This window comes from Pseudomonas sp. LBUM1672 (assembly GCF_059695655.1).
Genome location: NZ_CP166781.1, coordinates 533032 through 555986, shown reverse-complemented (window position 1 = coordinate 555986; position 22955 = coordinate 533032). Strand labels below are relative to the sequence as shown.

The 22955-nt window shown below is 60.7% G+C and carries 18 protein-coding genes, 1 pseudogene and 1 riboswitch; of the genes and pseudogenes, 5 read left to right on the top strand and 14 right to left on the bottom strand.

Going from position 1 to position 22955, the window contains the following annotated elements; genetic code table 11:
• Window positions 1-140: 140 nt before the first annotated feature.
• The 10 genes and pseudogenes from parC to ACA053_RS02435 form a co-directional block, all read right to left on the bottom strand.
• Entirely contained in the window at window positions 141-2408 is a 2268-nt protein-coding gene (gene parC, locus ACA053_RS02480; RefSeq protein ID WP_109627685.1) for a DNA topoisomerase IV subunit A, read from the bottom strand.
• 7 nt (window positions 2409-2415) lie between these two features.
• The gene (locus tag ACA053_RS02475; RefSeq protein ID WP_497394470.1) at window positions 2416-2940 is read right to left on the bottom strand and encodes a retropepsin-like aspartic protease family protein; all 525 of its coding nucleotides are present in this window, start codon (window positions 2938-2940) and stop codon (window positions 2416-2418) included.
• Complete coding sequence (locus tag ACA053_RS02470; protein WP_109627683.1) at window positions 2937-3926, bottom strand: esterase-like activity of phytase family protein; 990 nt, start codon at window positions 3924-3926, stop codon at window positions 2937-2939. Before ACA053_RS02470 ends, ACA053_RS02475 begins: the two co-directional genes overlap by 4 nt.
• Complete coding sequence (parE, locus tag ACA053_RS02465) at window positions 3926-5830, bottom strand: DNA topoisomerase IV subunit B (protein ID WP_253435498.1); 1905 nt, start codon at window positions 5828-5830, stop codon at window positions 3926-3928. The genes ACA053_RS02470 and parE overlap by 1 nt, the downstream gene beginning before the upstream one ends.
• Before the next feature lie 54 nt (window positions 5831-5884).
• Entirely contained in the window at window positions 5885-6493 is a 609-nt protein-coding gene (locus tag ACA053_RS02460; RefSeq protein WP_497315185.1) for a YqiA/YcfP family alpha/beta fold hydrolase, read from the bottom strand.
• Window positions 6494-6698: 205 nt separating this feature from the next.
• Window positions 6699-6917, bottom strand: a pseudogene (locus ACA053_RS02455) (DUF6124 family protein); the annotation flags it as partial.
• Between the two features lie 1423 nt (window positions 6918-8340).
• Window positions 8341-9147, bottom strand: coding sequence for a 3',5'-cyclic-AMP phosphodiesterase (gene cpdA, locus ACA053_RS02450; protein WP_497394469.1), 807 nt, complete (start codon window positions 9145-9147; stop codon window positions 8341-8343).
• 119 nt (window positions 9148-9266) lie between these two features.
• Window positions 9267-10529, bottom strand: coding sequence for an FAD-dependent oxidoreductase (locus ACA053_RS02445; protein WP_497315181.1), 1263 nt, complete (start codon window positions 10527-10529; stop codon window positions 9267-9269).
• A gap of 164 nt (window positions 10530-10693) precedes the next feature.
• Window positions 10694-11146, bottom strand: coding sequence for a DUF1249 domain-containing protein (locus ACA053_RS02440; RefSeq protein WP_008153350.1), 453 nt, complete (start codon window positions 11144-11146; stop codon window positions 10694-10696).
• Window positions 11137-11754, bottom strand: a complete 618-nt coding sequence (locus ACA053_RS02435; protein WP_010464243.1) for an NUDIX domain-containing protein — start codon at window positions 11752-11754, stop codon at window positions 11137-11139. The genes ACA053_RS02440 and ACA053_RS02435 overlap by 10 nt, the downstream gene beginning before the upstream one ends.
• Window positions 11755-11982: 228 nt before the next feature.
• Between ACA053_RS02435 and ACA053_RS02430 the strand changes: the two genes are divergently transcribed.
• Window positions 11983-12729: an RsiV family protein gene (locus ACA053_RS02430; RefSeq protein ID WP_497394468.1), complete on the top strand. Its 747-nt coding sequence runs from the start codon at window positions 11983-11985 to the stop codon at window positions 12727-12729.
• On the opposite strand, the gene cytX is transcribed toward ACA053_RS02430, so the two are convergent.
• The gene (cytX, locus tag ACA053_RS02425; protein ID WP_497394467.1) at window positions 12698-13990 is read right to left on the bottom strand and encodes a putative hydroxymethylpyrimidine transporter CytX; all 1293 of its coding nucleotides are present in this window, start codon (window positions 13988-13990) and stop codon (window positions 12698-12700) included. The genes ACA053_RS02430 and cytX overlap by 32 nt on opposite strands.
• 151 nt (window positions 13991-14141) lie before the next feature.
• Window positions 14142-16031 carry a phosphomethylpyrimidine synthase ThiC gene (gene thiC / locus ACA053_RS02420; protein ID WP_416740561.1) on the bottom strand — a complete coding sequence of 630 codons (1890 nt, stop codon included), beginning with the start codon at window positions 16029-16031 and terminating at the stop codon, window positions 14142-14144.
• Between the two features lie 168 nt (window positions 16032-16199).
• Window positions 16200-16305: riboswitch (TPP riboswitch) on the bottom strand.
• A gap of 191 nt (window positions 16306-16496) precedes the next feature.
• Between thiC and ACA053_RS02415 the strand changes: the two genes are divergently transcribed.
• Entirely contained in the window at window positions 16497-17936 is a 1440-nt protein-coding gene (locus tag ACA053_RS02415; RefSeq protein WP_109627676.1) for a TolC family outer membrane protein, read from the top strand.
• 151 nt (window positions 17937-18087) lie between these two features.
• On the opposite strand, the gene waaA is transcribed toward ACA053_RS02415, so the two are convergent.
• Both waaA and ACA053_RS02405 read right to left on the bottom strand, forming a co-directional pair.
• The gene (gene waaA, locus ACA053_RS02410) at window positions 18088-19362 is read right to left on the bottom strand and encodes a lipid IV(A) 3-deoxy-D-manno-octulosonic acid transferase (RefSeq protein ID WP_497394466.1); all 1275 of its coding nucleotides are present in this window, start codon (window positions 19360-19362) and stop codon (window positions 18088-18090) included.
• On the bottom strand, window positions 19355-20275 hold the full coding sequence (locus ACA053_RS02405) for a LysR family transcriptional regulator (protein WP_497315174.1): 921 nt from the start codon (window positions 20273-20275) through the stop codon (window positions 19355-19357). Before ACA053_RS02405 ends, waaA begins: the two co-directional genes overlap by 8 nt.
• A gap of 103 nt (window positions 20276-20378) precedes the next feature.
• Between ACA053_RS02405 and ACA053_RS02400 the strand changes: the two genes are divergently transcribed.
• The 3 genes from ACA053_RS02400 to ACA053_RS02390 all read left to right on the top strand — a co-directional run bounded on the left by ACA053_RS02400 (window position 20379) and on the right by ACA053_RS02390 (window position 22938).
• Complete coding sequence (locus ACA053_RS02400) at window positions 20379-20711, top strand: DMT family transporter (RefSeq protein WP_008027887.1); 333 nt, start codon at window positions 20379-20381, stop codon at window positions 20709-20711.
• A gap of 242 nt (window positions 20712-20953) precedes the next feature.
• Complete coding sequence (locus tag ACA053_RS02395; protein ID WP_497394465.1) at window positions 20954-22129, top strand: NAD(P)/FAD-dependent oxidoreductase; 1176 nt, start codon at window positions 20954-20956, stop codon at window positions 22127-22129.
• Window positions 22126-22938 carry an aldo/keto reductase gene (locus ACA053_RS02390; protein WP_497315170.1) on the top strand — a complete coding sequence of 271 codons (813 nt, stop codon included), beginning with the start codon at window positions 22126-22128 and terminating at the stop codon, window positions 22936-22938. Before ACA053_RS02395 ends, ACA053_RS02390 begins: the two co-directional genes overlap by 4 nt.
• The last annotated feature ends 17 nt before the right edge of the window (window positions 22939-22955 follow it).

Here is a 22955-nt window from a genome sequence, read left to right as displayed (position 1 = left end):
GTGAAAATACTCAATAAATATGAAGAACGCTCGGCCACGCCGGCGCTTGAAAGGCCATATCATCCGTGAATATGCGTTCCGACTCCAGCGCCAAAGCGTCGATCTACGCGTTAAATCGTAGATCGAGCGCTCTAGGACGCTTAATTGAGGTTTTCGACGAGCAGCGCATCGACCCGCTGGAAGCCACGTGGCAGTTTGTTACCACGACGTCCACGCTCACCTTTGTAGTGTTCGAGGTCGTCCGCTTTCAGCGACAACGTACGTTTTCCGGCCTGAAGCACCAAGGTGGCGCCATCCGGCAGTACGGCGATGTCCGTGACATATTCTTCGCGACTGGCCACACGCTCACCGTTGATCCCGATGATCTTGTTGCCTTTGCCCTTACCTAATTGTGGCAGATCACTGATCTTGAAGATCAGCAGGCGACCTTCGGTGGTCACCGAGGCCAGCCAGTTATTCTCGCGATCCGTTACCGGACGCGGAAGGATGACCTTCGAGTTGTTCGGCAAGCTCAACAGCGCCTTGCCGGCCTTGTTCTTGGCTTGCAGGTCTTCACCCTTGACCACGAAGCCGTAACCGGCGTCGGAGGCGATCACGTACAGCGAATCGTCTTCCGGCATCAGCACGCATTCAAAAGTCGCCCCTGGCGGCGGCGTAAGACGGCCGGTCAACGGCTCGCCCTGGCCACGGGCCGATGGCAACGTGTGCGCGGCCACCGAATAACTGCGACCGGTGGAGTCGATAAACACCGCAAACTGGTTTGAGCGACCCGGCGCCAGCGCCTTGAATCCGTCCCCGGCCTTGTAGGAAAGCCCGGTGGCGTCGATCTCGTGGCCTTTGGCGGAACGGACCCAGCCTTTTTCCGACAGCACGACGGTGACTTTCTCGTTCGGCAGCAGATCGTGCTCGGTCAAGGCCTTGGCTTCGGTGCGCTCGACGATTGGCGAGCGACGGTCGTCGCCATAGGTCTCGGCGTCCTTGATCAGCTCGGTGCGCACCAGTTTTTTCAGCTTGGCTTCGCTGCCCAGCAGGGCTTGCAGCTTGGCTTGTTCCTTGAGCAGTTCATCCTGCTCGGTGCGCAGCTTCATTTCTTCCAGTCGCGCCAACTGACGCAAACGGGTATCGAGGATGTAATCGGCCTGGATTTCGCTCAGGGCGAAACGCTCGATCAGCGCGGCTTTCGGGTGCTCCTCGGTGCGGATGATGTGGATCACTTCATCCAGGTTGAGGTAGGCAATCAACAAACCGTCCAACAGGTGCAAGCGACGCTCGACCTTGTCGAGGCGAAATTGCAGACGACGACGTACGGTCTGAACCCGGAATTCCAGCCACTCGACCAGCAGCGCACGCAGGTTTTTCAGCTGGGGCTTGCCGTCAAGACCAATGATGTTGATGTTGACCCGGTAGCTCGACTCCAGCTCGGTGCTGGCGAACAGGTGCTGCATCAGTGCATCGTGGTCGAAGTTCTTCCGCGCGCCCGGAATGATCACGATCCTGCACGGGTTCTCGTGGTCGGACTCGTCGCGCAGGTCAGCGATCTGCGGGGCTTTAGACGGTTTGGCCTGCATCATCGCAGCAATCTGCTCCAGCACCTTGGCACCGGACACCTGATGCGGCAGCGCGGTGACGATGATGTCGCCGTCTTCGATGTGGTACACGGCGCGCATGCGTACCGAACCCTTGCCGGTTTCGTACATCTTCAGCAGATCGGCGCGGGGCGTGATGATTTCCGCTTCGGTCGGGTAATCCGGACCCTGGATGTGCTCGCAGAGCTGTTCGACCGTGGCTTTGGGCTCATCGAGCAAACGCACGCACGCTGTCGCGACTTCGCGCAGGTTGTGTGGCGGTACGTCGGTGGCCATGCCAACGGCGATGCCAGTGGTGCCGTTGAGCAGGATGTTCGGCAAACGTGCCGGCAACACCAGCGGCTCGTCGAGCGTGCCGTCGAAGTTCGGGCCCCAGTCCGCCGTGCCCTGGCCCAGTTCGCTGAGCAGTACTTCGGAATAACGCGACAGCCGCGCCTCGGTGTAACGCATGGCGGCGAAGGACTTGGGATCATCCGGCGCACCCCAGTTACCCTGGCCGTCGACCAGCGTGTAGCGGTAGCTGAACGGCTGGGCCATCAGGACCATGGCTTCGTAGCACGCCGAGTCGCCGTGCGGGTGGAACTTACCGAGCACGTCACCGACGGTACGCGCCGATTTCTTGTGCTTGGAATCGGCGTCCAGCCCCAACTCGCTCATCGCATAGATGATGCGCCGCTGTACCGGTTTCAGGCCGTCGCCGATATGCGGCAAGGCACGGTCCATGATCACGTACATGGAGTAGTTGAGGTAGGCATTTTCGGTGAAGTCAGCCAATGACCGGCGTTCTACACCGTCCAGGCTGAGATCAAGGGAGTCGCTCATGCGGGCCTCATCGGTTCGTTGTCTGGCGCAGCAGCATGGTGCCACCGCGCTGGGTAAATTCAAGTTTGTTCAGCGCGCTCATACCGAGCAGCACTTGCTTGCCATCCAGGCCTGGCACGACGATGGCGCGCACATCACGCAGCACAATGTCGCCCAGTTGCAGCCGGTCGACGCGGGTTCGATAACCCTCGGTGCGACCATTGGCGGTGCTCAGGGTCACCCCGAAGCCTTTTTCCAGTTTGAACCGTTCTGCCATTTCCGCCGGGATCGCCACATCGGTCGCCCCGGTATCGACCATGAAATCCACCGGCTGGCCGTTGATCTGGCCGCTGGCGACGAAGTGCCCCTGGGTGTTGCTGGCCAGTTTCACTTCAATAAAACCGTCGCCCTGTTCCGAGCTGACGACCACATTGGGATTTTGCTGCCGATCTTCCCACTGCCCGAAAAACCGTGTCGCCAGAAACAGCGCCGCGCACCAGGCCAGCACCATGAACACCCGTCCGGCGCGCTTTCCCGGCGTTTGCTGGCTCACGGCTTGGCACTCCAGCCACCTTCAGGCGCGGCGAAGCGCCAGACCACCGGGCGAACCTCGCCATCGGCGCGTGCATCGTTGTTGTTGTCGGTGCCGACCCAGGCACCCTCGGCATCGACAATCAACGCTTCAGTCAGGCCAAACGGATTTTGGTAGCGCCGGTGTTCCTGCAAGGCTTCATCGGCAAACGACCAGCAGCGCTCGACCTTGGCCGTCACCGGGTCGCGGCGGCAGATCTGGTAAGCGTTGCGCTCAAGGGTAAACAGCTTGCCGTTGAACAGCGATACATCGGCGAAGTCCCGAGTAACGGCTTTGGCCCGTGGAAACTGTGCCGGCTGCATTTCTTTCCCCGCCTCGCTCAGCAGCACGCAGCCACCGTCGCAATCCCACACCGTCTGTTTGCGCTTGATCAGCAGCAAGCCACGGCTTTGACGCTCGGCGGCGAGCCACATTTGATCGCCCGCCGGATTGATTGCCAGGCCCTCAAAGAGTCCATTGAATTGCAACAGCATGCCGCTGGCCCGCGCTTCGCGAACCAGCATGGGCGAGATTTTCAGCCAGGACGAAGGCCCAACAGGCGGCACTTGCAGGACCGCGGCATGGGACTCGCTGACGATGTAGCGATTACCGGCGCTGTCGCAGGTGATGCCTTCAAAGTCCAGGTCGCCGCCCCGTACAAACGCCGCGACCCAGGCCCGGGAGCGCAAGCCCCAGGGCAAACCGCTGTCCGGCACCGGAGGAACGCCGATGCCCACGGTTTCGGCCTGCCAGACCGTGTCACGGGTATCGAGGCGGTAGATCTGATCATCATCGCGATCGGAGATCGTCCACAGGTCCTTGCCGCACTGGGCCAGCCCCGACAGGTTGCCGCCGCGCATGCCGTCGACGGGATGCTCGGACAACAGGCGCAACTCCGGTGCCGGTTCGGCAAGCGCCGAAACGGAGGTCAGGAGTAACGCACACGCCAGGGCAAAGCCAACCCGCATCAGCCAAGGACCTCGGCGAGGTTGCCTTTGGATTCCAGCCAGGATTTGCGGTCACCGGCGCGTTTCTTCGCCAGCAGCATGTCCATCATTTCCGAGGTTGCTTCGAAATCGTCCAGCGTCAACTGCACCAGACGCCGAGTGTTCGGGTCCATGGTGGTTTCGCGCAGCTGCGGCGGGTTCATTTCACCCAGGCCTTTGAATCGGGTGACCTGCGGCTTACCGCGTTTCTTCTCGGCCACCAGGCGATCGAGAATGCCATCGCGCTCGGCTTCGTCCAGGGCGTAGTAAATCTCTTTGCCCAGGTCGATGCGGTACAGCGGCGGCATCGCGACGTAGACGTGACCGGCATCCACCAGCGGACGGAAATGCTGGACGAACAAGGCGCAGAGCAAGGTGGCGATGTGCAGACCGTCGGAGTCGGCGTCGGCGAGGATGCAGATTTTTCCGTAGCGCAGCTGGCTCATGTCCGCCGCGCCCGGATCGACACCGATAGCCACGGCGATGTTGTGCACTTCCTGGCTGGCCAGCACTTCGCTGCCGTCGACTTCCCAGGTGTTCAGAATCTTGCCGCGCAACGGCAGGATCGCCTGAAACTCTTTGTCCCGCGCTTGTTTGGCGGAACCGCCGGCGGAATCACCTTCCACCAGAAACAGCTCGGAACGCATCGGGTCCTGCCCGGCGCAGTCGGCAAGTTTGCCCGGCAGCGCCGGCCCGGCAGTGATGCGTTTGCGCTCGACCTTCTTGCTGGCCTTCAGGCGACGACCGGCGTTGTTGATCGCCAGTTCCGCCAGCAGCATGCCGGTTTCCGGGTGAGCGTTGAGCCACAGGCTGAACGCGTCCTTGACCACGCCGGACACGAAGGCCGCTGCTTCGCGGGACGACAGACGCTCTTTGGTCTGGCCGGAGAACTGCGGCTCCTGCATTTTCATCGACAGGACAAAGGCGATGCGTTCCCAGACGTCTTCCGGCGCCAGCTTCACGCCGCGAGGCAGCAGGCTGCGGAATTCGCAGAATTCGCGCATGGCGTCGAGCAAGCCCTGGCGCAAGCCGTTGACGTGAGTACCGCCCTGGGCCGTCGGGATCAGGTTGACGTAGCTTTCCTGCACGCTGTCACCACCTTCCGGCAACCACAGCAGCGCCCAGTCGACCGCTTCCTTGTTACCGGCCAGGCTGCCGCAGAACGGCTCGTCCGGCAGGCGCTCGAATTCGCTGACCGCGTCGACCAGATAGGAGCGCAGACCGTCTTCGTAATGCCATTCGACTTTCTCGCCGGTGGCCTTGTCTTCAAAACTGACCAGCAGCCCCGGGCACAGAACGGCCTTGGCCTTGAGCACGTGCTTGAGGCGGCTGATGGAAAATTTCGGTGAATCGAAGTATTTCGGGTCCGGTGCGAAGAATACGCTGGTGCCGGTGTTGCGCTTGCCGACGGTGCCGACCACTTCCAGCTCGGTTTTCTTGTAACCGTCACCGAACGTCATCTGGTATTCGTTGCCGTCACGCTTTACGCGCACCCGGACTTCAGTCGACAAGGCGTTGACCACGGAAATACCCACCCCGTGCAGACCGCCGGAGAACTGGTAGTTCTTGTTGGAAAACTTGCCACCCGCATGAAGCTTGGTGAGGATCAGCTCGACCCCGGAAACACCCTCTTCCGGGTGAATGTCCACCGGCATGCCACGGCCGTCATCGCTGACTTCCAGGGAGTGATCGGCGTGCAGGATGACCTGCACCGACGTCGCGTGCCCGGCCAAGGCTTCGTCGACGCTGTTGTCGATGACTTCCTGGGCGAGGTGGTTCGGCCGACTGGTGTCGGTGTACATGCCGGGGCGTTTACGCACCGGGTCGAGGCCCGAGAGGACTTCGATGGCGTCTGCGTTATAAGAGCTAGCGCTGGGAGTGGCCATGGGGTCTCGTCGTCCGCCTGTATAAAAAGTGTTCTGTGAAAAAGAGGCGAGCATTCACAGTGCTGTGAAATCGATCGCCTGGTACAAATCTGCGCCGATACCGGCAAAACTCAGCATTGCCGGCAGTTGTGCGGCAAAACCCTGGAAACTATGGTCGCCGCCGGCCTGGATACGCAAGGCACAGGCGCGGTAATACTGCTGGGCGAGGCGATAGTCCAGCGTTTCATCGCCGGTCTGCAACCACACCTGATACCGCTGCGGATCCTGGGGCGCCGGCACTTCCAGCTCGGCCAGGGCCGTCACATGGTCGTGGGTCAATTCCCAGGCCTCATCGGTATACAGGTTTTTCTGCGTCCCCAGATACCCGTCGAACATCCGGTGCGGACTGACGGCAGGGTTGATCAACAGGGCCTTGAGGCCATGGCGCTCGGCCAAGTGAGTCGCATAGTAGCCGCCGAGTGAGCTGCCGACCAGCAGTGGCCGCCCCAGCTCTTCAATCGCCTTGTCCAGCTGACCGATGGCCTCACGCGGATGGTGATGCAGGGCCGGGACACGCAATTGATCGCTCAAGCCCAGCCGCTCCATCACTTGCATCAACTGCGTGGCCTTTTTAGACGCCGGCGCGCTGTTGAAACCGTGGATATAAAGGATCGAACCAGACATTTTGGCTCCCTGTGCGTCGGGTAAAGAAGGCGGAGTTTACAGGGAGTCGGGGGGATCGGGGATATAGGCAGGAATCAGGTTGCCCGAACGAGCGCCATCGCGAGCAAGCTCGCTCCCACAGGTAAACGAGTTGTCCAGACGGACGCGGCCCAATGTGGGAGCGAGCTTGCTCGCGATGAACGATAACGCGGTCTATCTGAAAAAATTACGCCGGATCGACATTATCCAGCGCCCGATTCACCGCCAGTTCGGCCAGCATGACCAACTGCTGAATCGCCATCGCCGCATGCCGGTCAGGCCCAAGCAGGCGCGCCGCAAAATCGCTGGCCATGACACTCGCCGAAGCCAGTGACTCACAGGAATGGGCCAATAGGCTTTCCGTGTCCATGTCGGGGACGATCATGTACATCGTGCTGGGTTTGCGGGCGGGGGGATTGGGGGTTGGTTTGAACATGGTAGTACTCCAGAGGAAGAGTGGAGCCACTTGCAAATTACCGCGAAGCAATTTGGGTGGCAGCTGTACGCAGGTTCGCGGACCGATCCTCTGGCAACTCGGCATACCCGAAGGTATCCCGCGCACAGCCGCCATGACACGAAACGACAGTCAGCCGAAAGCGCTGTCGTTAGGCGGGGGCGATTATGCCTGAGAAAACGGGCCGCGAAGCCCGATCGCTGAATGTGTCAGCGACAGGGAAAAGGCTAGTGAAGCCACGTCTGACGGGCAACCTGAAAACTTCGTGGGAAGGTTCTGAAATTTTTGCTGACCATTAAACAGCGTCGTCAGTGAGGCCGTCTTCGCGAGCAGGCTCGCTCCCACAGGGAATTTGTACATCAGCAAGATATTGGTCGGCTGTCAGGCCGCCATCGCTGGCAGGCCAGCTCCCACAGGGGGTTGGTGTACATCTGCAAGAAATTGGTCGGCTTTCAGGCCGTCATCGCTGGCAGGCCAGCTCCCACAGGGGTTCGGGGTACATCTGCAAGAGACTGGTCGGCTGTCAGGCCGTCATCGCTGGCAGGCCAGCTCCCACAGGGGTTCGGGGTACATCTGCAAGAGACTGGTCGGCTGTCAGGCCGCCATCGCTGGCAGGCCAGCTCCCACAGGGGGTTGGTGTACATCTGCAAGAAATCGGTCGGCTGTCAGGCCGTCATCGCTGGCAGGCCAGCTCCCACAGGGGTTCGGGGTACATCTGCAAGAGACTGGTCGGCTGTCAGGCCGCCATCGCTGGCAGGCCAGCTCCCACAAGGGTTGGGGTACATCTGCAAGAGACTGGTCGGCTGTCAGGCCGCTGGCAGGCCAGCTCCCACAGGGGTTCGGTGTACATCAGCAAGAGACTGGTCGGCTGTCAGGCCGCCATCGCTGGCAGGCCAACTCCCACAAGGGTTTGGTTTACATCAGCAAGTATTGGTCGGCTGTCAGGCCGCCATCGCTGGCAGGCCAGCTCCCACAATGGACCGGCGTATACGCTTCGCTTTTCACCACTCATCAGGCCGAGCGTTAGCTCGCCTGCAGCTTTTGATCTTGATCCACCCGCCCCTTTCGGGAGGCTGAGTGGAGGTGTTCATCCGGGGAGTGGCGCGCAGCGCCGTTCGACGCAGTCGAACACGCTGCATGTAGGTCGCGAAGCAGACCGGAGGGCAGTGTCCCCGGATGGATACCGGAGCGAAGGTACGCCGAGCCCAGGCGAGGGGCCGGACGTTTGGGGCGAGCCTTTTTGGGTACTTTTTTGGCGTTTGAAAAAAGTGCCTCGCCGTAAGGGCGAAACCGCCAGCCGCCGTTACCGCAGAAATGGATATGTACCCGATCAACAACAACCTGGTCGGCCCGAAGGCCGCCAAGACCACAACGATCAATACCCGTTCGAGCCGTAATCAACCTGAAAATCGAACCCGACAACACGCTCCACGCCAGTCTCCAACCGCCCATCAGGCAAAAGCCGCAGCCAGCGGTAGCCGGGCGCCTGCTCCCCAACCTTGAAATCATCACTCCCAGGCTCAAACTGAATGCACGTCGAAGGCGAAGCAATCAACCGCACCCCATTGCGCTCCTGATCAACCTCCTGATGCACATGCCCCCACAAAACAGCACGCACCTGCGGAAAGCGATCCAGCACCGCAAACAAGGCCTCAGGATTACGCAACCCGATCGGCTCCATCCACAAGCAGCCGATCGACACCGGATGATGGTGAAAACACACCAGATGATGCCGCTCCGGCGCCTCACTCAACGAACGCGCCAGCAACTGCAACTGCTCATCCAGCAAAAACCCCGGCACCGACCCCGGCACCGCCGAATCCAGCAAAGTGACCCGCCAGTTACCGAGATCCACCACCGGCTCCAGCAGCGCGCTTTGCACAGCCGCCTCGGCCATGATCCGCGGCTCATCATGATTGCCAGGAATCCAGCGCGCCGGCGCATCGAGCTGACGGGTCAGGTCACGAAACAACTGATAAGACTCCAGCGTCCCGTCCTGAGACAAATCACCGCTGGCAACGATCAAATCAATCTGCGGCTGCTGAACGCGCACCAGCTCAATGACCTTTTGCAGGCTGTCCCGTGTATTCATGCCCAGCAACGTCCCGTCCGCTTCGGCAAACAGATGGCTGTCAGAGAGCTGCACCAGCAAAACCGGGGCATCAGCGGGAAGATCAGGCATGCTCGGCACAATGTTCGTCAGATAAAAGTAGGTGGATTATGGTGGCAGGCCAGCGTATCGGCAAACCGGAGACGCGGGAGAGTTCACACATATGACACTTTATTTTTTGCCGTCTGTCATCAACACGCGTCTTTCTGTCCACGCAACAGTGAGTACGTTTGCAAGTTACAGGTGCTCTCCTCGCCGGCTCCGGGTTTGTGCTGGATTTCCCGGCGCGCGATGTCCAGAACGCCCTCCTCCACATACCTGAATCCGTTCTGATCGATACACCGTTGATTGGCAATCAGGGCCAGTACCTCGTCAGCAGCATTGAACACGTTGCTGACCTTGCCCGGAAAAACGTAAATCACGCCGTCCTGCTCGAACGTAATGGCGCTGCGGAACTCGGACCGGGTTTTCAGTTTCGCCAGCACGGCCCCCTTCCAGCCGGTGTAGTGGAAGCGCTGGAGAAAACCGGGCCAGAATCGACACATCTGAGCCTCGGTCAATGCCTTGACCGTCGACTCGATGAAGTCTTCGGTCAGTTCTTCAAGCAGCGCATCTGCCTCCCTGGCCGTGGAGAACGAGCCCATGATGGTGTAGCTGCCATGCGTAAGAATGTAGTCGGCGGGATAAGGTTCATGGGTCGTGACGGCGGGCATCAGGCACGGAAACCATCCGTCCATCACGATAAATGAAAGCGGTTTTTCACTCGGCTGTTGGTCTTCGTAGCACAGCGCGAGGCAAGGCTGGTAAACCACCTCCACATCAAACGGGAAATCCCGTTCAAAGAAGGCAGGAAGCAACGATTGGAACCCCGTCGTGTTGATCACCAGATCAAACGCCAGGCAACTCCCGTCATCCCTGTATACGAGGCTCTGGCCTGCGCTACGGATGATTTTCTCGACACTGAAACCCGTCTGCACCTCAACGCCCGCCGCAGCCAGTTTGTCGCGGAAAAAGCGGCGAAGTCGATCGCCCAATACCACGCTCGGCTCATCGAGATTGAACGCGGCTTCCAGTGCCTCCAAGCCATTGGCACTCATGTCCACTTCGCGACACTCGGGGGATTCATGGCACACCTTGGCAAAGGTGTCGTTGCTCACCTTGGAGCGCAAACCCAGCGCATCCGTCGTGCCTTGCGCATAGATCGCAGACTCGTGAGCGACCACCAACTCGGGATACGCCGCACAGAAACGATCAAACGCCTCCAGGCAACTGTCCCTTGTGGTCTTCGAGCGAGGGTAATGTGGCCCCTTGTGCAAGCGGATCCCGAAGTCGCCGGAAACGCCCTGAAAAATGTCCGGGTGCTTCTCCAGCAATACGACTTGATGGCCCGCGCTCATCAATTCCAGTGCACAGTGGGAACCGTTCCAGCCAGCCCCGACAATCCCGATTTTCATACACCCATTCCCCTGACTAGCGCCTCGCGATGTGCGATGGACGTAGCCGCTAGAGGAAAGAGTCAGGGGTTAATTACAGGTGCTACAAAACTCGGAGACCATTCCCACAATGCATGCGGAATACTCCTACAGAAGTCAAAAACAAGACTGTCAGGCATGAACGGTTAACGGACGACGGCGTACTCATGCCCACACGCCAGACAATGGCTCAGCCATTCACCCAGGAACATATTCAACTGGGCCTTTTCATCGGGCTGATGCATCGAGGCATTCGGGTAAGGATAGATGCCGCGAAAGCGTCGCGCATGTTCGGCGCTGACCACTTCGGCCATGCACGCATCGTGATAGACCTGCACTTCCAGTTGCGGCACCGGCAGCCACGGCAAGCTGTGTTCCTGGCGCACCTGCAGGGTCGTTGTGTACGGGCAGACTTGCAGTACTTCGAGGGCCAGTACGCCAAGCATCTGGTCACCGTGGGTCACGGCAATGCGCCGAGCCTCCGGTTCGTTGCGCATGTCCGGCAGCAGTCGCATCAGGCGCGCGTAGTTGGCCTCGCAAGAGGCTTGCAGCCCCACAAGGTCCACCCTGTACCGATCGCGCAACTTGTTTACGACCATAGCCCCCTCACTTCAGCGCGGTTCAAGGCCAACCATTGCAAGGCAATGATGCTTGGCGCGTTGGCAATTCGTCCGTCGCGTACGGCCTGCAGGGCATCTTCGAACGCCCAGACCGTGACGCGGATATCTTCAGCTTCTTCCTCCAGCCCATGCAGGCCGCCGACTCCGGTGCTGTCGCAACGCCCCAGGTACAAGTGCACAAATTCGTTGCTGCCGCCCGGCGATGGAAAGTATTTGGTCATCGGCCAGAGCGCCCCGAACACAAGCCCAGCTTCCTCCTGCGCTTCGCGGTGAGCAACTTCTTCCGGTACTTCATCCTTGTCGATCAGACCGGCGACCAGCTCGATCAGCCACGGGTTGTCGGTCTTGCCCATGGCGCCGACGCGAAACTGCTCGATCAGCACCACTTCATCGCGCTGCGGATCGTACGGCAGCACGCACACCGCATCATGGCGAACAAACACTTCACGATTGATCTCGCGACTCATGCCACCGGCGAACAACTCGTGGCGCAAGTGCACACGATCGAGCTTGTAGAAGCCCTCGTAGCACTTTTCGCGCCGAACGATATCAACGGCGGTCGGAATGGCGTTGGCAAAATCAGTCATGACAATCCTCGTTTACTGCAAATCCGTGAGGAGGTTGCTTTTTGTTACTTGCAACCTCGACTTCGCGCCATCCTAACGCGCTCGCGCCGTTTGATGCAGCCCCTTTCCGTCAGCGAGATAGACGGTGAGGGCGAAACCAACTCTAATTAGCTTAGTGGCGAACTGACTGCTTCGTTGAGAGTCGAAGCGGATAACTTTTTGCCTTTCCCTGTTTTATGAAGGACGCCCATGTCGCTTTTTAAAATCGCCTCCGTGGCCGCAATCGCCCTGACCCTGGGCGCCTGCCAGAGCTTGTTCCAACCCAACTACCGGGCGCCGCTGGAAACCACCCGCGACGCCACCGAAACACTGAAACCGGGTTGCACGACACCTGAATGCCCACTGGTGAATATCGATACGCTACGCTTCCCGGACGAGCCTCAACTGGACGGCATTATCGAAAAACGCCTGCTGCAAATGACCCGCACCTCGCCCGACGCCCCTGCGGCACCGACGCTGGCGGCCTATCGCGATGAGTTTTTGCGTACCGCCGGCCCACGCAACAGCAGCTACCTGCAAGCCAAGGTACGTGAGCAGCATGACGGCTTGGTGATCGTCGAATTTTCCAGCTACCTGGACACCGGCGGCGCGCATGGCACACCGGGCCGCAGTTTCATCAACTATTCGCGCCAGCAGCATAAAGTGCTGACCTTGTCCGACATGTTGGTGCCGGGGCAGGAAGAGGCGTTCTGGAAAGCCGCGCAAGTGGCGCACAACAGCTGGCTGATCAGCACCAAGCTCGATCAGGAACCGGAGTTCCTGAAGGAATGGCATTTCCAGAAAACCCAGAACGTGGCGCTGACCTACGGCGGGGTGATCCTCAAGTACGAAACCAGCACCATGGCGCCTTACGCGCTGGGCCACGTCGAACTGAAGATCCCCTACCCACGCCTGAATGGCATTCTCAAGCCCGAGCTGTTTCCCGGCCGTAACTGAAGGCCCGGCCCAGCACCAGCTGGAGCAACCCTGCCAGAATCAACGACGGCAGGGTTGCGCCGATGTCCGGATACAGATTCGCCAGCAAGTGATAAGTGCTCACCCCGCCCAACCAGGCGAGCAGCGCCGGCCAGCGCAATGCGGCTGACGCCACCTGAGCACTGCGTTTGCGCAGGATGAAGTGATCCACCAGCACCACGCCGAACAGCGGCGCGAACACCGAACCGATCAACAGCAGAAAGTTCTGGTACTGGGCCAACGGCGCCAGGCAAGCGATCAGAGTGCAGATCACACCAATCGCCAATGCCAGATGCTCGACTTTCAAGCGCAACAGAATCCCGCTGGAAACCGCCGCCGAATGAATATCGGCGAAGGCGTTTTCCGACTCGTCCAGCAGAATCAGCAGCAGCGGAATCCCCAGGCCGGCACCGGCCAATGCCAACAGCAAGGCATTCACTTCACCGCTCGGCGCGAACGCCAGGGTGTAAGCCACGCCAAGGCTCATCAGCCAGAAGTTACCGATAAAGAAACCAATCGCCGTGCCGCCGAAGACGTTTTTCGCACGCTTGCCGAAACGCGAGTAGTCGGCAATCAGCGGCAGCCACGACAGCGGCATGGCGATGGCAATGTCGAAGCCCACGGCGAACGGCATCGAACCGTCACCGGCCTGCGCCCACAATGCGGCGAGATCGGCTTTGGCGAACAGGTTCCAGGTCAGCCAGATGCACGCGGCCAGCAGCAGCCAGATGCCCCACTTGCGCAGGATCTGACGGACGAATGTCAACGGACCGCTCACAGCCAGCAAAGTCGCCAGACCACCGAAGAACAGAGTCCAGAGCAGCGGATTCGACAGCAGGCTGCCTTCGCTGAACGCCCGCGCGCCGAGCAGGCTGGCGGCGTCGCGCATCACGATGATTTCGAACGAGCCCCAACCGATCAGTTGCAACAGGTTCAGCACCGCCGGCAGGCTTGCGCCATGTTTGCCGAGGCTGAGTTTGAGCGCGGCCATCGACGACAAGCCGGTGTCGCTGCCGATCACGCCGACAGCGGCCAGCAGCAGAACGCCGACCAGCGTGCCGAGGAAGATCGCCAGCAACGAGCCCGACAGGCCCAGACCTGGCGCGAGCAAGGCGCCGGTCTGCAGCACCATCAGGCCGATGCCGAGGGAGAACCACAGGGAAAACAGATCGCGACCGCCGAAGACACGTTTGTCGATTGGCACCGCGATGTCAGGGGAATAAGTGCTGGGTTGAATGCTCAAGGGTGTTATCTCAGAGGGACATTTTTTGTTGTGTTGATCGCTATCGCCAGCAGGCTGGCTCCCACAGGGGACTTGTGAGCGCCACAGATCCAATGTGGGAGCCAGCCTGCTGGCGATGGGGCCTGTGCAGGCCCCACCTTTTCAGGTCAGATCAAACCTTCTTGTACAGCTGACTGCCTTCCTGCTTGAACCGCTCGGCCTGTTCCGCCAATCCCTGGGCGACTTCGGCGTCGACGGTTTCGATGCGCTGGTTGGCCGCATATTCGCGGACTTCCTGGGTGATCTTCATCGAGCAGAATTTCGGCCCGCACATGGAACAGAAATGCGCGACCTTGGCCGAATCCTTCGGCAGGGTTTCATCGTGATACGAACGCGCGGTATCCGGATCAAGGCCCAGGTTGAACTGGTCTTCCCAACGAAATTCGAAACGCGCCTTGCTCAAGGCATTGTCGCGAATCTGCGCGCCCGGATGCCCCTTGGCCAGATCGGCGGCATGCGCGGCGATCTTGTAGGTGATGATCCCGGTCTTCACGTCATCCTTGTTCGGCAGGCCCAAGTGTTCCTTCGGCGTGACGTAGCAGAGCATGGCGCAACCGAACCAGCCGATCATCGCCGCACCGATACCGGAGGTGATGTGATCGTAGCCCGGCGCGATGTCGGTGGTCAGCGGGCCGAGGGTGTAGAACGGCGCCTCGTCGCAGCATTCCAGCTGCTTGTCCATGTTCTCTTTGATCAACTGCATCGGCACGTGGCCCGGGCCTTCGATCATGCATTGCACGTCGTGCTTCCAGGCAATCTTGGTCAGCTCGCCGAGGGTTTCCAGCTCACCGAATTGCGCGGCGTCGTTGGCGTCGGCAATCGAGCCCGGACGCAGGCCATCGCCCAGCGAGAAGCTGACGTCGTAGGCCTTCATGATTTCGCAGATGTCTTCGAAATGGGTGTAGAGGAAGTTTTCCTTGTGATGCGCCAGGCACCACTTGGCCATGATCGAACCACCGCGGGAGACGATGCCGGTCACGCGTTTGGCGGTCAGCGGCACGTAGCGCAGCAACACACCGGCGTGGATGGTGAAGTAGTCGACGCCCTGCTCCGCCTGTTCGATCAGCGTGTCGCGGAACAGCTCCCAGGTCAGGTCTTCGGCTGCGCCGCCGACTTTTTCCAGGGCCTGATAAATCGGCACCGTACCGATCGGCACCGGCGAGTTGCGGATGATCCACTCGCGGGTTTCGTGGATGTGCTTGCCGGTGGACAAGTCCATGACCGTGTCCGAACCCCAGCGAATGCCCCAGGTCAGTTTCGCCACTTCTTCTTCGATGGACGAACCCAAAGCGCTGTTGCCGATGTTGCCGTTGATCTTCACCAGGAAGTTACGGCCGATGATCATCGGTTCCAGTTCGGTGTGGTTGATGTTGGCCGGAATGATCGCGCGACCACGAGCGATCTCGTCACGGACAAATTCAGGGGTGATGATTTTCGGCACGCTGGCGCCGAAGCTGTGACCGGCGTGTTGCTGGTCCAGCAGCCCGGCAGCGCGAGCCACTTCGAGCTTCATGTTTTCGCGGATGGCGACGTATTCCATCTCGGCGGTGATGATGCCTTTGCGGGCGTAGTGCATCTGGCTGACGTTGGCCCCGGCCTTGGCGCGGCGCGGGTTGTTCACGTGGGCGAAACGCAGCTTGGTCAGCTCGGCATCGGCAAGACGTTCCTGGCCGAAGTTCGAACTCAGGCCGGGCAGGCGCTCGGTGTCGCCACGGGACTCGATCCACGGCGAACGCACATCGGCCAAGCCTTTGCGCACGTCGATGATGACGTTGGGGTCGGTGTACGGACCCGAGGTGTCGTACACAACTACGGGCGCGTTGATCTCGCCGCCGAAGTCGGTCGGGGTCACGTCGAGGCTGATTTCGCGCATCGGCACGAGGATGTCCGGGCGAGAACCCTGGACATAGATTTTTTGCGAGCGGGTAAACGGTTGAACCGATTGTTGATCGACTTGGGCCGAGTCACTCAGGTTCGTAGTGTTTTTTAGTTTTATCGTCATCACGGGCTCTCCAGACAGCATCCAGGCAGTGGAATTTTGTCGGAGCGAACCTGTAACGAATGGACGCGACCAATCAGCCATAACGAAGCCGTTGGTGCTGTGCTCAGTACTCGAGGGGTGTTCGATTGTCGAACAACATCCCGGACGAAGCACAAGAGGACTCGCCGGGTGACGAGAAATCTTGTTCCCTACGCAGGCGCTAACCTGATCAGGTTCAACGGGATCCGAAATTATTCGATCTCAGCCTCATAGCAAGGCACCCCGACAAGAACCCGGCCAGTCTAGACACAACTGGCAAAGAACGCCAACACCGCGGCAAACACCATGATGAATGGCGCAATTACAGGATTGTTGCCGTGCGTGGCGACAACTACACTCGCCAAGCCATGCTGCGCCTTGACGCTGTATGGGCCGCGCCGTAGCCTTGGCGCTCAAATTATCAGCGTAATTTTTAGGGATGGCCTCATGCTGCGCAAACTCTCACTGGCCCTTGCCGTGTCTTGTGCGTCCAATGGAATGGCCTGGGCAGCAGAAGCGCCCTTATCGACCAAGACTGATCTGGTCAGCGTCTACCAGGAAGCGGTGGACAACAACGCCGACCTGGCTGCCGCCCGCGCCCAATACGGCGCCCAGAAAGAAGTGGTGCCCCAGGCCCGTGCCGGGCTGCTGCCCAATCTCTCGGGCGGTGCCGAACTCGCCAACGTGCGCACCTCGATCGATCAGCCTTCGGCCACCGCCAACCGTAACGCTCATTCCTATCAAGCGACGTTGGCTCAACCGCTGTTCCGTGCCGACCGCTGGTTCCAGTTCCAGGCCGCGAAGGACGTCAACGAACAGGCCGCGTTGCAACTCTCGGCAACTGAACAGAACCTGATCCTGCAAACCGCCGAAAGCTACTTCAACGTGCTGCGCAGCCAGGACAACCTGGCCTCGACCAAGGCCGAAGAAGCCGCGTTCAAACGCCAGCTCGATCAGTCCAACGAACGCTTCGATGTCGGCTTGTCGGACAAGACCGATGTGCTGCAATCGCAAGCCAGCTACGACACTGCACGGGCCAACCGGATCGTCGCCCAGCGCCAGGTGGATGACGCGTTCGAAGCGCTGATCACCCTGACCAACCGTCAGTACAACTCGATCCAGGGCATCGTCCACACCCTGCCGATCCTGCCGCCGGCGCCGAACGACGCCAAGTCCTGGGTCGACACGGCGGCGAGACAGAACCTCAACCTGCTGGCCAGCAACTACGCCGTCAGTGCTGCCGAGGAAACGCTCAAGCAGCGCAAGGCTGGACACGCACCCACCGTCGACGCCGTGGCCAAGTACGAGAAAGGTGATAACGACGCCTTGGGCTTCAGCAACCCGAATGCCTTTGGCCAACCTTATGGTGGCAACGTCGAGCAAACGACGGTGGGCCTGCAACTGAACATCCCGATCTACAGCGGTGGCCTGATCAACTCCCAGGTGCGCCAATCGTATGCACAGCTGGATCAGTCCGAGCAGCAGCGTGAATCCCTGCGTCGCCAGGTGGTGGAAAACACCCGTAACCTGCATCGCGCGGTGAACACTGACGTTGAACAGGTGCAGGCGCGCAAGCAGTCGATCATCTCCAACCAGAGCGCGGTGGAAGCGACCGAAATCGGTTATCAGGTGGGCACACGAAACATCGTCGATGTGCTGGACGCCCAGCGCCAGCTGTACACCTCAGTGCGCAACTACAACAACACGCGCTACGACTACATCCTCGACAACCTGCGCCTGAAGCAGGCCGCCGGCACGTTGAACCCGGGGGATTTGCAGGACCTGGCGCGTTATCTCAAGGCCGACTACAACCCGGACAAGGACTTCTTGCCGCCGGATCTGGCCAAGGCTGCGGCGGCGCAGTTGAAGGCTAATCCAACGCAATAGACAGCAGTTCTGTGGCGAGGGAGCTTGCTCCCGCTGGGCTGCGAAGCGGCCCCAACTCCGGCAACTCAGAGTTTCCTGACACACCGAGAAATCCGGACTGACGACTGCTTCGCAGCCGAGCGGGAGCAAGCTCCCTCGCCACAGGAGTCAGTCAGTTGATCAACCGCCCCAACCCATCCAGCAACCGCTGCAACGCGCCCTGATTGGTGCGCATCACTTTCAACCCTGCTTCCGCCATCCGCTGCGCATCGCGCGGCAATTCGAACAGCCGCTGCACCGCCAGCGCCAGGCCTTCGGCATCTTCCACTTCCTGCAACGCCCCGGCGCTGCGCAATTGCGCGGCGATTTCGAGGAAGTTGAACAGGTGCGGGCCGCTCAGTACCGGTTTGGCCAGCGCCGCCGGTTCCAGCAGGTTATGCCCGCCGTTCGGTACCAGGCTGCCGCCGACAAATGCGCTGTCCGCCAGGGCGTAAAGAAACAGCAACTCACCCATGGTGTCGCCCAGCAGCACCGAAGTATTTGCCGTGACCGGCTCGCCGGAAGAACGACGCACCGTGGCGAATCCCTGCTGCCGGCACAACTCGAACACCGAATTGAAGCGCTCCGGATGCCGCGGCACCAGGATCAGCAAGGCATCAGGATGATTGGCCAGCAACTGACGATGGGCCGCCAGCACTACGTCGTCTTCACCTTCGTGAGTGCTCGCGGCGACCCACACCGGGCGTTCCTGCGTCTGCCATTGCTCACGCAACTCGGTGGCACGCTGGAGCAATGCAGGGTCGATGGTCAGGTCGAACTTGATCGAGCCGGTCACTTCGACGGTGTCCGTACGCGCACCCAAGTCACGGAAACGCTGGGCCTCGGTTTCGGTCTGCACGGCGAACAGGCTCATCTCGGCCAGCATCGGCTGGGTGAGTTTGCGGAAGCGGCCATAACCCTTGGCCGAACGCTCGGACAATCGCGCATTGGCCAACGCCACCGGAATCCCGCGTCTGGCGCACTGATGGATGTGGTTCGGCCACAGTTCGGTCTCCATGATCACCGCCAGTTTCGGCTGGACCCGCTCAAGAAACCGCGCCGCCGCGCACGGCAAGTCGTAAGGCAAATAGCAGTGCTGGATGCGCGGCTCGTTGGCAAACAGAGCGTGGATGCGCTCCGAACCGGTCGGGGTCATGCAGGTCACGGTAATCGGCAGCTGTGGATAACGTTGCAGCAAGGCGCGAATCATCGGCGCCGCGGCAATGCTCTCGCCCACGGACACCGCGTGCACCCAAATGCCGCCCGGTTTCATCACCGGCAAGCCAAGGGAAAAACGTTCGCCAATGCGTTTGGCATACGCCGGCGCCTTGCGCGAACGCAGCCACAGCCGAATCGCTACCAATGGCAGCCCCAGGTAAAACAGCGCGGTGTAGAGAGTTCTATTCATGGCGGCGGAGTTTATCGGTTTTTTCACCAATCGCCTGCAAGTGCACGGCAAAACGTTCAGCCAGCCAGCGAGCCGCCGGGCCGAGGGGTTCGTCGCGACGCCAGACCAGTTCCACGACCAGCGCCGGCGGGGTCCATTCGCTGTCCAGCTCGATCATCAGGTCCTGATACGCCGGGTATTGCACCACGTGGCGCGGTAGCCAGGCCCAACCGAGGCCGCGCACCAGCCATTCAGCCATCACGTAGAAACTGTCGGCCCGCCAGACCTGCGGGCTGGCCGGCTCGCTGCCGGGATAAACACTGGACTGCGTGGACATCAGCAACTGACGATGCTGCGCCAGTTGCTGACAATCAACTTGCGCCTGTTTCGCCAGCGGATGACCGACGCCGCACACGGTGACCATCTCGACGCTGCCCAGCACCCGGCGCTCAAGCGCTTCGGGAATCTGGTCGTGATAAAACAGCAGCCCCAGATCGGCCCGACGCTCCACCAGTTTGCGCGCCACATCACCTTGGGCGGCGCTGGTCAGCTGCACTTCGAGGCTGGGAAATTTCTCTGCCAGAGCCTCGAAGCTTTCGATGATCGGCTGATAGGGCATCGCCTCATCCTGAGCCACGCGCAAACGCGCTTCCTGCCCGCGCATCATCGCCAGTGCCCGACCGTTCAGGCGTTCGCACTGGCGCAAGACCTCGCGCGCCTCTTCCAGCAAGGCATTGCCGGCCTCGGTGAGTTTCGGCTGACGACCGCTGCTGCGATCGAACAGGCAGACGCCGAGGTCCTCCTCCAGCAGCGCAATCGAACTGCTGACCGCCGACTGCGCCTTGCGCTGATCCCGCGCCACGGCGGAAAACGAACGCTGCTCCGCTACGCTGACAAACAAGCGCAGCTGTTCCAGATTCCATTGCGTACTCATGAGACAACCCATCTTCAAAACAGATAGGTAATGACTTTACCGCATCTGGAGAATCTCTAAAATGCCGACCTCAGAGAGCAACACTTCACATGAGGATGCACCTATGACCGCTTACTACTACCTGGCCATTGCCATCTGCGCCGAAGTGATCGCGACCGTTTCGATGAAAGCCGTCAAAGGCTTCAGCACCCCGCTGCCGCTGATTCTGGTGATTGTCGGTTACGGGATTGCCTTCTGGATGCTGACCCTGGTGGTGCGCAGCGTTCCGGTGGGTGTGGCTTACGCGGTATGGGCGGGCATGGGGATTGTGATGGTCAGCGTCGCGGCGCTGTTTATCTATGGGCAGAAACTGGATGTGCCTGCGATGCTCGGAATGGCGCTCATCGTGCTGGGTGTCGTGGTCATCCAGCTCTTCTCCAAAACCGCGGGGCACTAACTGGCACCACCAATCCCCTGTGGCGAGGGAGCTTGCTCCCGCTCGGCTGCGAAGCAGTCGTAAATAGCCTGATGCGGTTTATCTGAATAACCGCATCGTTAGATTTTGGGGCCGCTTCGCGACCCAACGGGAGCAAGCTCCCTCGCCACAGGTCCTGCGTATAGCCTCTGTTGATCAGCAATAAAACCTCCAATCTTCGAGTCTGTATACTGCGCCCTCGTCTTGAACACTGAGGTCGCTGCATGCCATCCGTTATTTCCACCGACGTTCTGATTGTCGGCGCTGGTGTCGCCGGCCTCTGGCTGAATGCGCGCCTGCGCCGCCAGGGTTTTTCGACCGTGCTGGTGGAAAGCGCCAGCCTGGGCGGCGGGCAGAGTGTGAAGTCCCAGGGCATCATCCACGGCGGCGCCAAGTACGCGCTGCATGGCGCCTTGACCGGCGCCTCGGAAGCCATCGCCGACATGCCGCGCCGCTGGCGTGAAGCGTTGGCCGGTGACGGCGAGCTGGATCTGTCCGGCGTGCGCCTGCTCTCCGAAGCGCATTACCTCTGGTCCCCGGGCACCCTCGCCGGCAACCTCACCAGCTTCTTCGCCAGCAAAGCGGTGCGCGGCCGTGTCGATCAGGTCAAGGGCGACCAACTGCCGCCGGCCCTGCAGGACAAGCGCTTCAAGGGCAAGGTTTACCGATTGGCAGAACTGGTGATCGACGTGCCGAGCCTGATTCAGCGCCTGGCCGATCTGGCCGGTGATGGCCTGCTCGCCGGTCAGACGATCGAACCGTTGCTGGAAGGCGGCGTGCTGGTGGGCCTGAAGGTCGACGAGCGCGAGATCCGCGCCCAGCGCATCGTGCTCAGCGCCGGTGCCGGCACGGCGGCGCTGCTCGAAGCCCTGGGGTTGAGCCAGCCGGCCATGCAGCGCCGGCCATTGCACATGATCATCGCCAAAGGCCCAGGTCTCAAACCGCTGTACGCGCACTGCCTGGGCGGCGGCACCAAACCGCGCCTGACCGTGACCACCCATCCTGCTGCCGATGGCCAATGGGTCTGGTACATGGGCGGCGATATCGCCGAAGCCGAAGGGGTTGCCCGCGAACCGGCCGAGCAAATCGCCACCGCGCAGAAAGAACTCGGCCAGCTGCTGCCATGGATCGACCTGAGCACCGCGCAATGGGCGACTTTGCGCGTGGATCGCGCCGAACCGCTGCAATCGGGACTGACCCGTCCCGACAATGCATTCCTTGCCGAAGAAGGCCGGCTGCTGGTCGGTTGGCCGACCAAACTGGCGCTGGCGCCGGACTTTGCCGACCGGGTTATCACGTCTTTGCAGCGCGACGGCATCCAGCCAAGCCATCCGGCGCCGTTGCCCGATCTGCCAAAACCACCTATTTGCATTCCGGCCTGGGAGCAACTGCTGCCATGAGCGTAAAGACCCTGCACGACCTGCATCGCCCCCTGGGTAGCACTGGCCTGCTGGTTTCGCCTCTGGGCCTGGGCACGGTAAAACTGGGCCGCGATCAAGGGGTGAAATACCCCAACGGCTTCCAGATTCCCGGCGACGACGAAGCACGCATGCTGCTCAAACTCGCACGTGACATGGGCATCAACCTGATCGACACCGCCCCGGCTTATGGCCGCAGCGAAGAGCGCCTCGGCCCATTGCTGCGAGGGCAGCGTCAGGAGTGGGTGATCGTCAGCAAGGTCGGCGAAGAGTTTGCCGACGGCCAGTCGAGCCACGATTTCAGCGCCGCCCACACCCGACGTTCAGTGGAGCGCAGCCTGCAACGCCTGGAAACGGATGTTATCGACCTGGTGCTTGTGCACTCCGACGGCAACGACCTGGCGATCCTCAATGACAGCGAGGTCTACGCGACCCTCGCCGCGCTCAAGGCCGAAGGCAAGATCCGCGGCTTCGGTTTTTCCGGGAAAACCGTCGAAGGCGGTTTGAAGGCTCTAGAACAAGGTGATTGCGCCATGGTCACCTACAATCTGAACGAACAGAGCGAGAAGCCGGTCATTGACTATGCTGCTGCTCACGGTAAAGCCATTCTGGTCAAGAAAGCCCTCGCCAGCGGTCACGTCTGCCTGAGTCCGGGTGTGGACCCGGTGCGCGCCAGCTTCGAGTTGTTGTTTGAACATCCGGGCGTTGCCAGTGCTATTGTCGGGACCATCAATCCGCTGCACCTCGCCCATAACGTCGCGACCGTTGCCCAGGTCCTACGTAGAAACTGATGCCGCCCACGCGGCCT

Excerpts from the sequence above, each read along its gene's own strand:
- parC (WP_109627685.1), bottom strand. The coding sequence starts at position 2,408 with ATGAGCGACTCCCTTGATCTCAGCCTGGACGGTGTAGAACGCCGGTCA.
- ACA053_RS02470 (WP_109627683.1), bottom strand. The coding sequence starts at position 3,926 with ATGCGGGTTGGCTTTGCCCTGGCGTGTGCGTTACTCCTGACCTCCGTT.
- parE (WP_253435498.1), bottom strand. The coding sequence starts at position 5,830 with ATGGCCACTCCCAGCGCTAGCTCTTATAACGCAGACGCCATCGAAGTC.
- ACA053_RS02460 (WP_497315185.1), bottom strand. The coding sequence starts at position 6,493 with ATGTCTGGTTCGATCCTTTATATCCACGGTTTCAACAGCGCGCCGGCG.
- cpdA (WP_497394469.1), bottom strand. The coding sequence starts at position 9,147 with ATGCCTGATCTTCCCGCTGATGCCCCGGTTTTGCTGGTGCAGCTCTCT.
- ACA053_RS02445 (WP_497315181.1), bottom strand. The coding sequence starts at position 10,529 with ATGAAAATCGGGATTGTCGGGGCTGGCTGGAACGGTTCCCACTGTGCA.
- ACA053_RS02440 (WP_008153350.1), bottom strand. The coding sequence starts at position 11,146 with ATGGTCGTAAACAAGTTGCGCGATCGGTACAGGGTGGACCTTGTGGGG.
- ACA053_RS02435 (WP_010464243.1), bottom strand. The coding sequence starts at position 11,754 with ATGACTGATTTTGCCAACGCCATTCCGACCGCCGTTGATATCGTTCGG.
- ACA053_RS02430 (WP_497394468.1), top strand. The coding sequence starts at position 11,983 with ATGTCGCTTTTTAAAATCGCCTCCGTGGCCGCAATCGCCCTGACCCTG.
- thiC (WP_416740561.1), bottom strand. The coding sequence starts at position 16,031 with ATGACGATAAAACTAAAAAACACTACGAACCTGAGTGACTCGGCCCAA.
- ACA053_RS02415 (WP_109627676.1), top strand. The coding sequence starts at position 16,497 with ATGCTGCGCAAACTCTCACTGGCCCTTGCCGTGTCTTGTGCGTCCAAT.
- waaA (WP_497394466.1), bottom strand. The coding sequence starts at position 19,362 with ATGAATAGAACTCTCTACACCGCGCTGTTTTACCTGGGGCTGCCATTG.
- ACA053_RS02405 (WP_497315174.1), bottom strand. The coding sequence starts at position 20,275 with ATGAGTACGCAATGGAATCTGGAACAGCTGCGCTTGTTTGTCAGCGTA.
- ACA053_RS02400 (WP_008027887.1), top strand. The coding sequence starts at position 20,379 with ATGACCGCTTACTACTACCTGGCCATTGCCATCTGCGCCGAAGTGATC.
- ACA053_RS02395 (WP_497394465.1), top strand. The coding sequence starts at position 20,954 with ATGCCATCCGTTATTTCCACCGACGTTCTGATTGTCGGCGCTGGTGTC.
- ACA053_RS02390 (WP_497315170.1), top strand. The coding sequence starts at position 22,126 with ATGAGCGTAAAGACCCTGCACGACCTGCATCGCCCCCTGGGTAGCACT.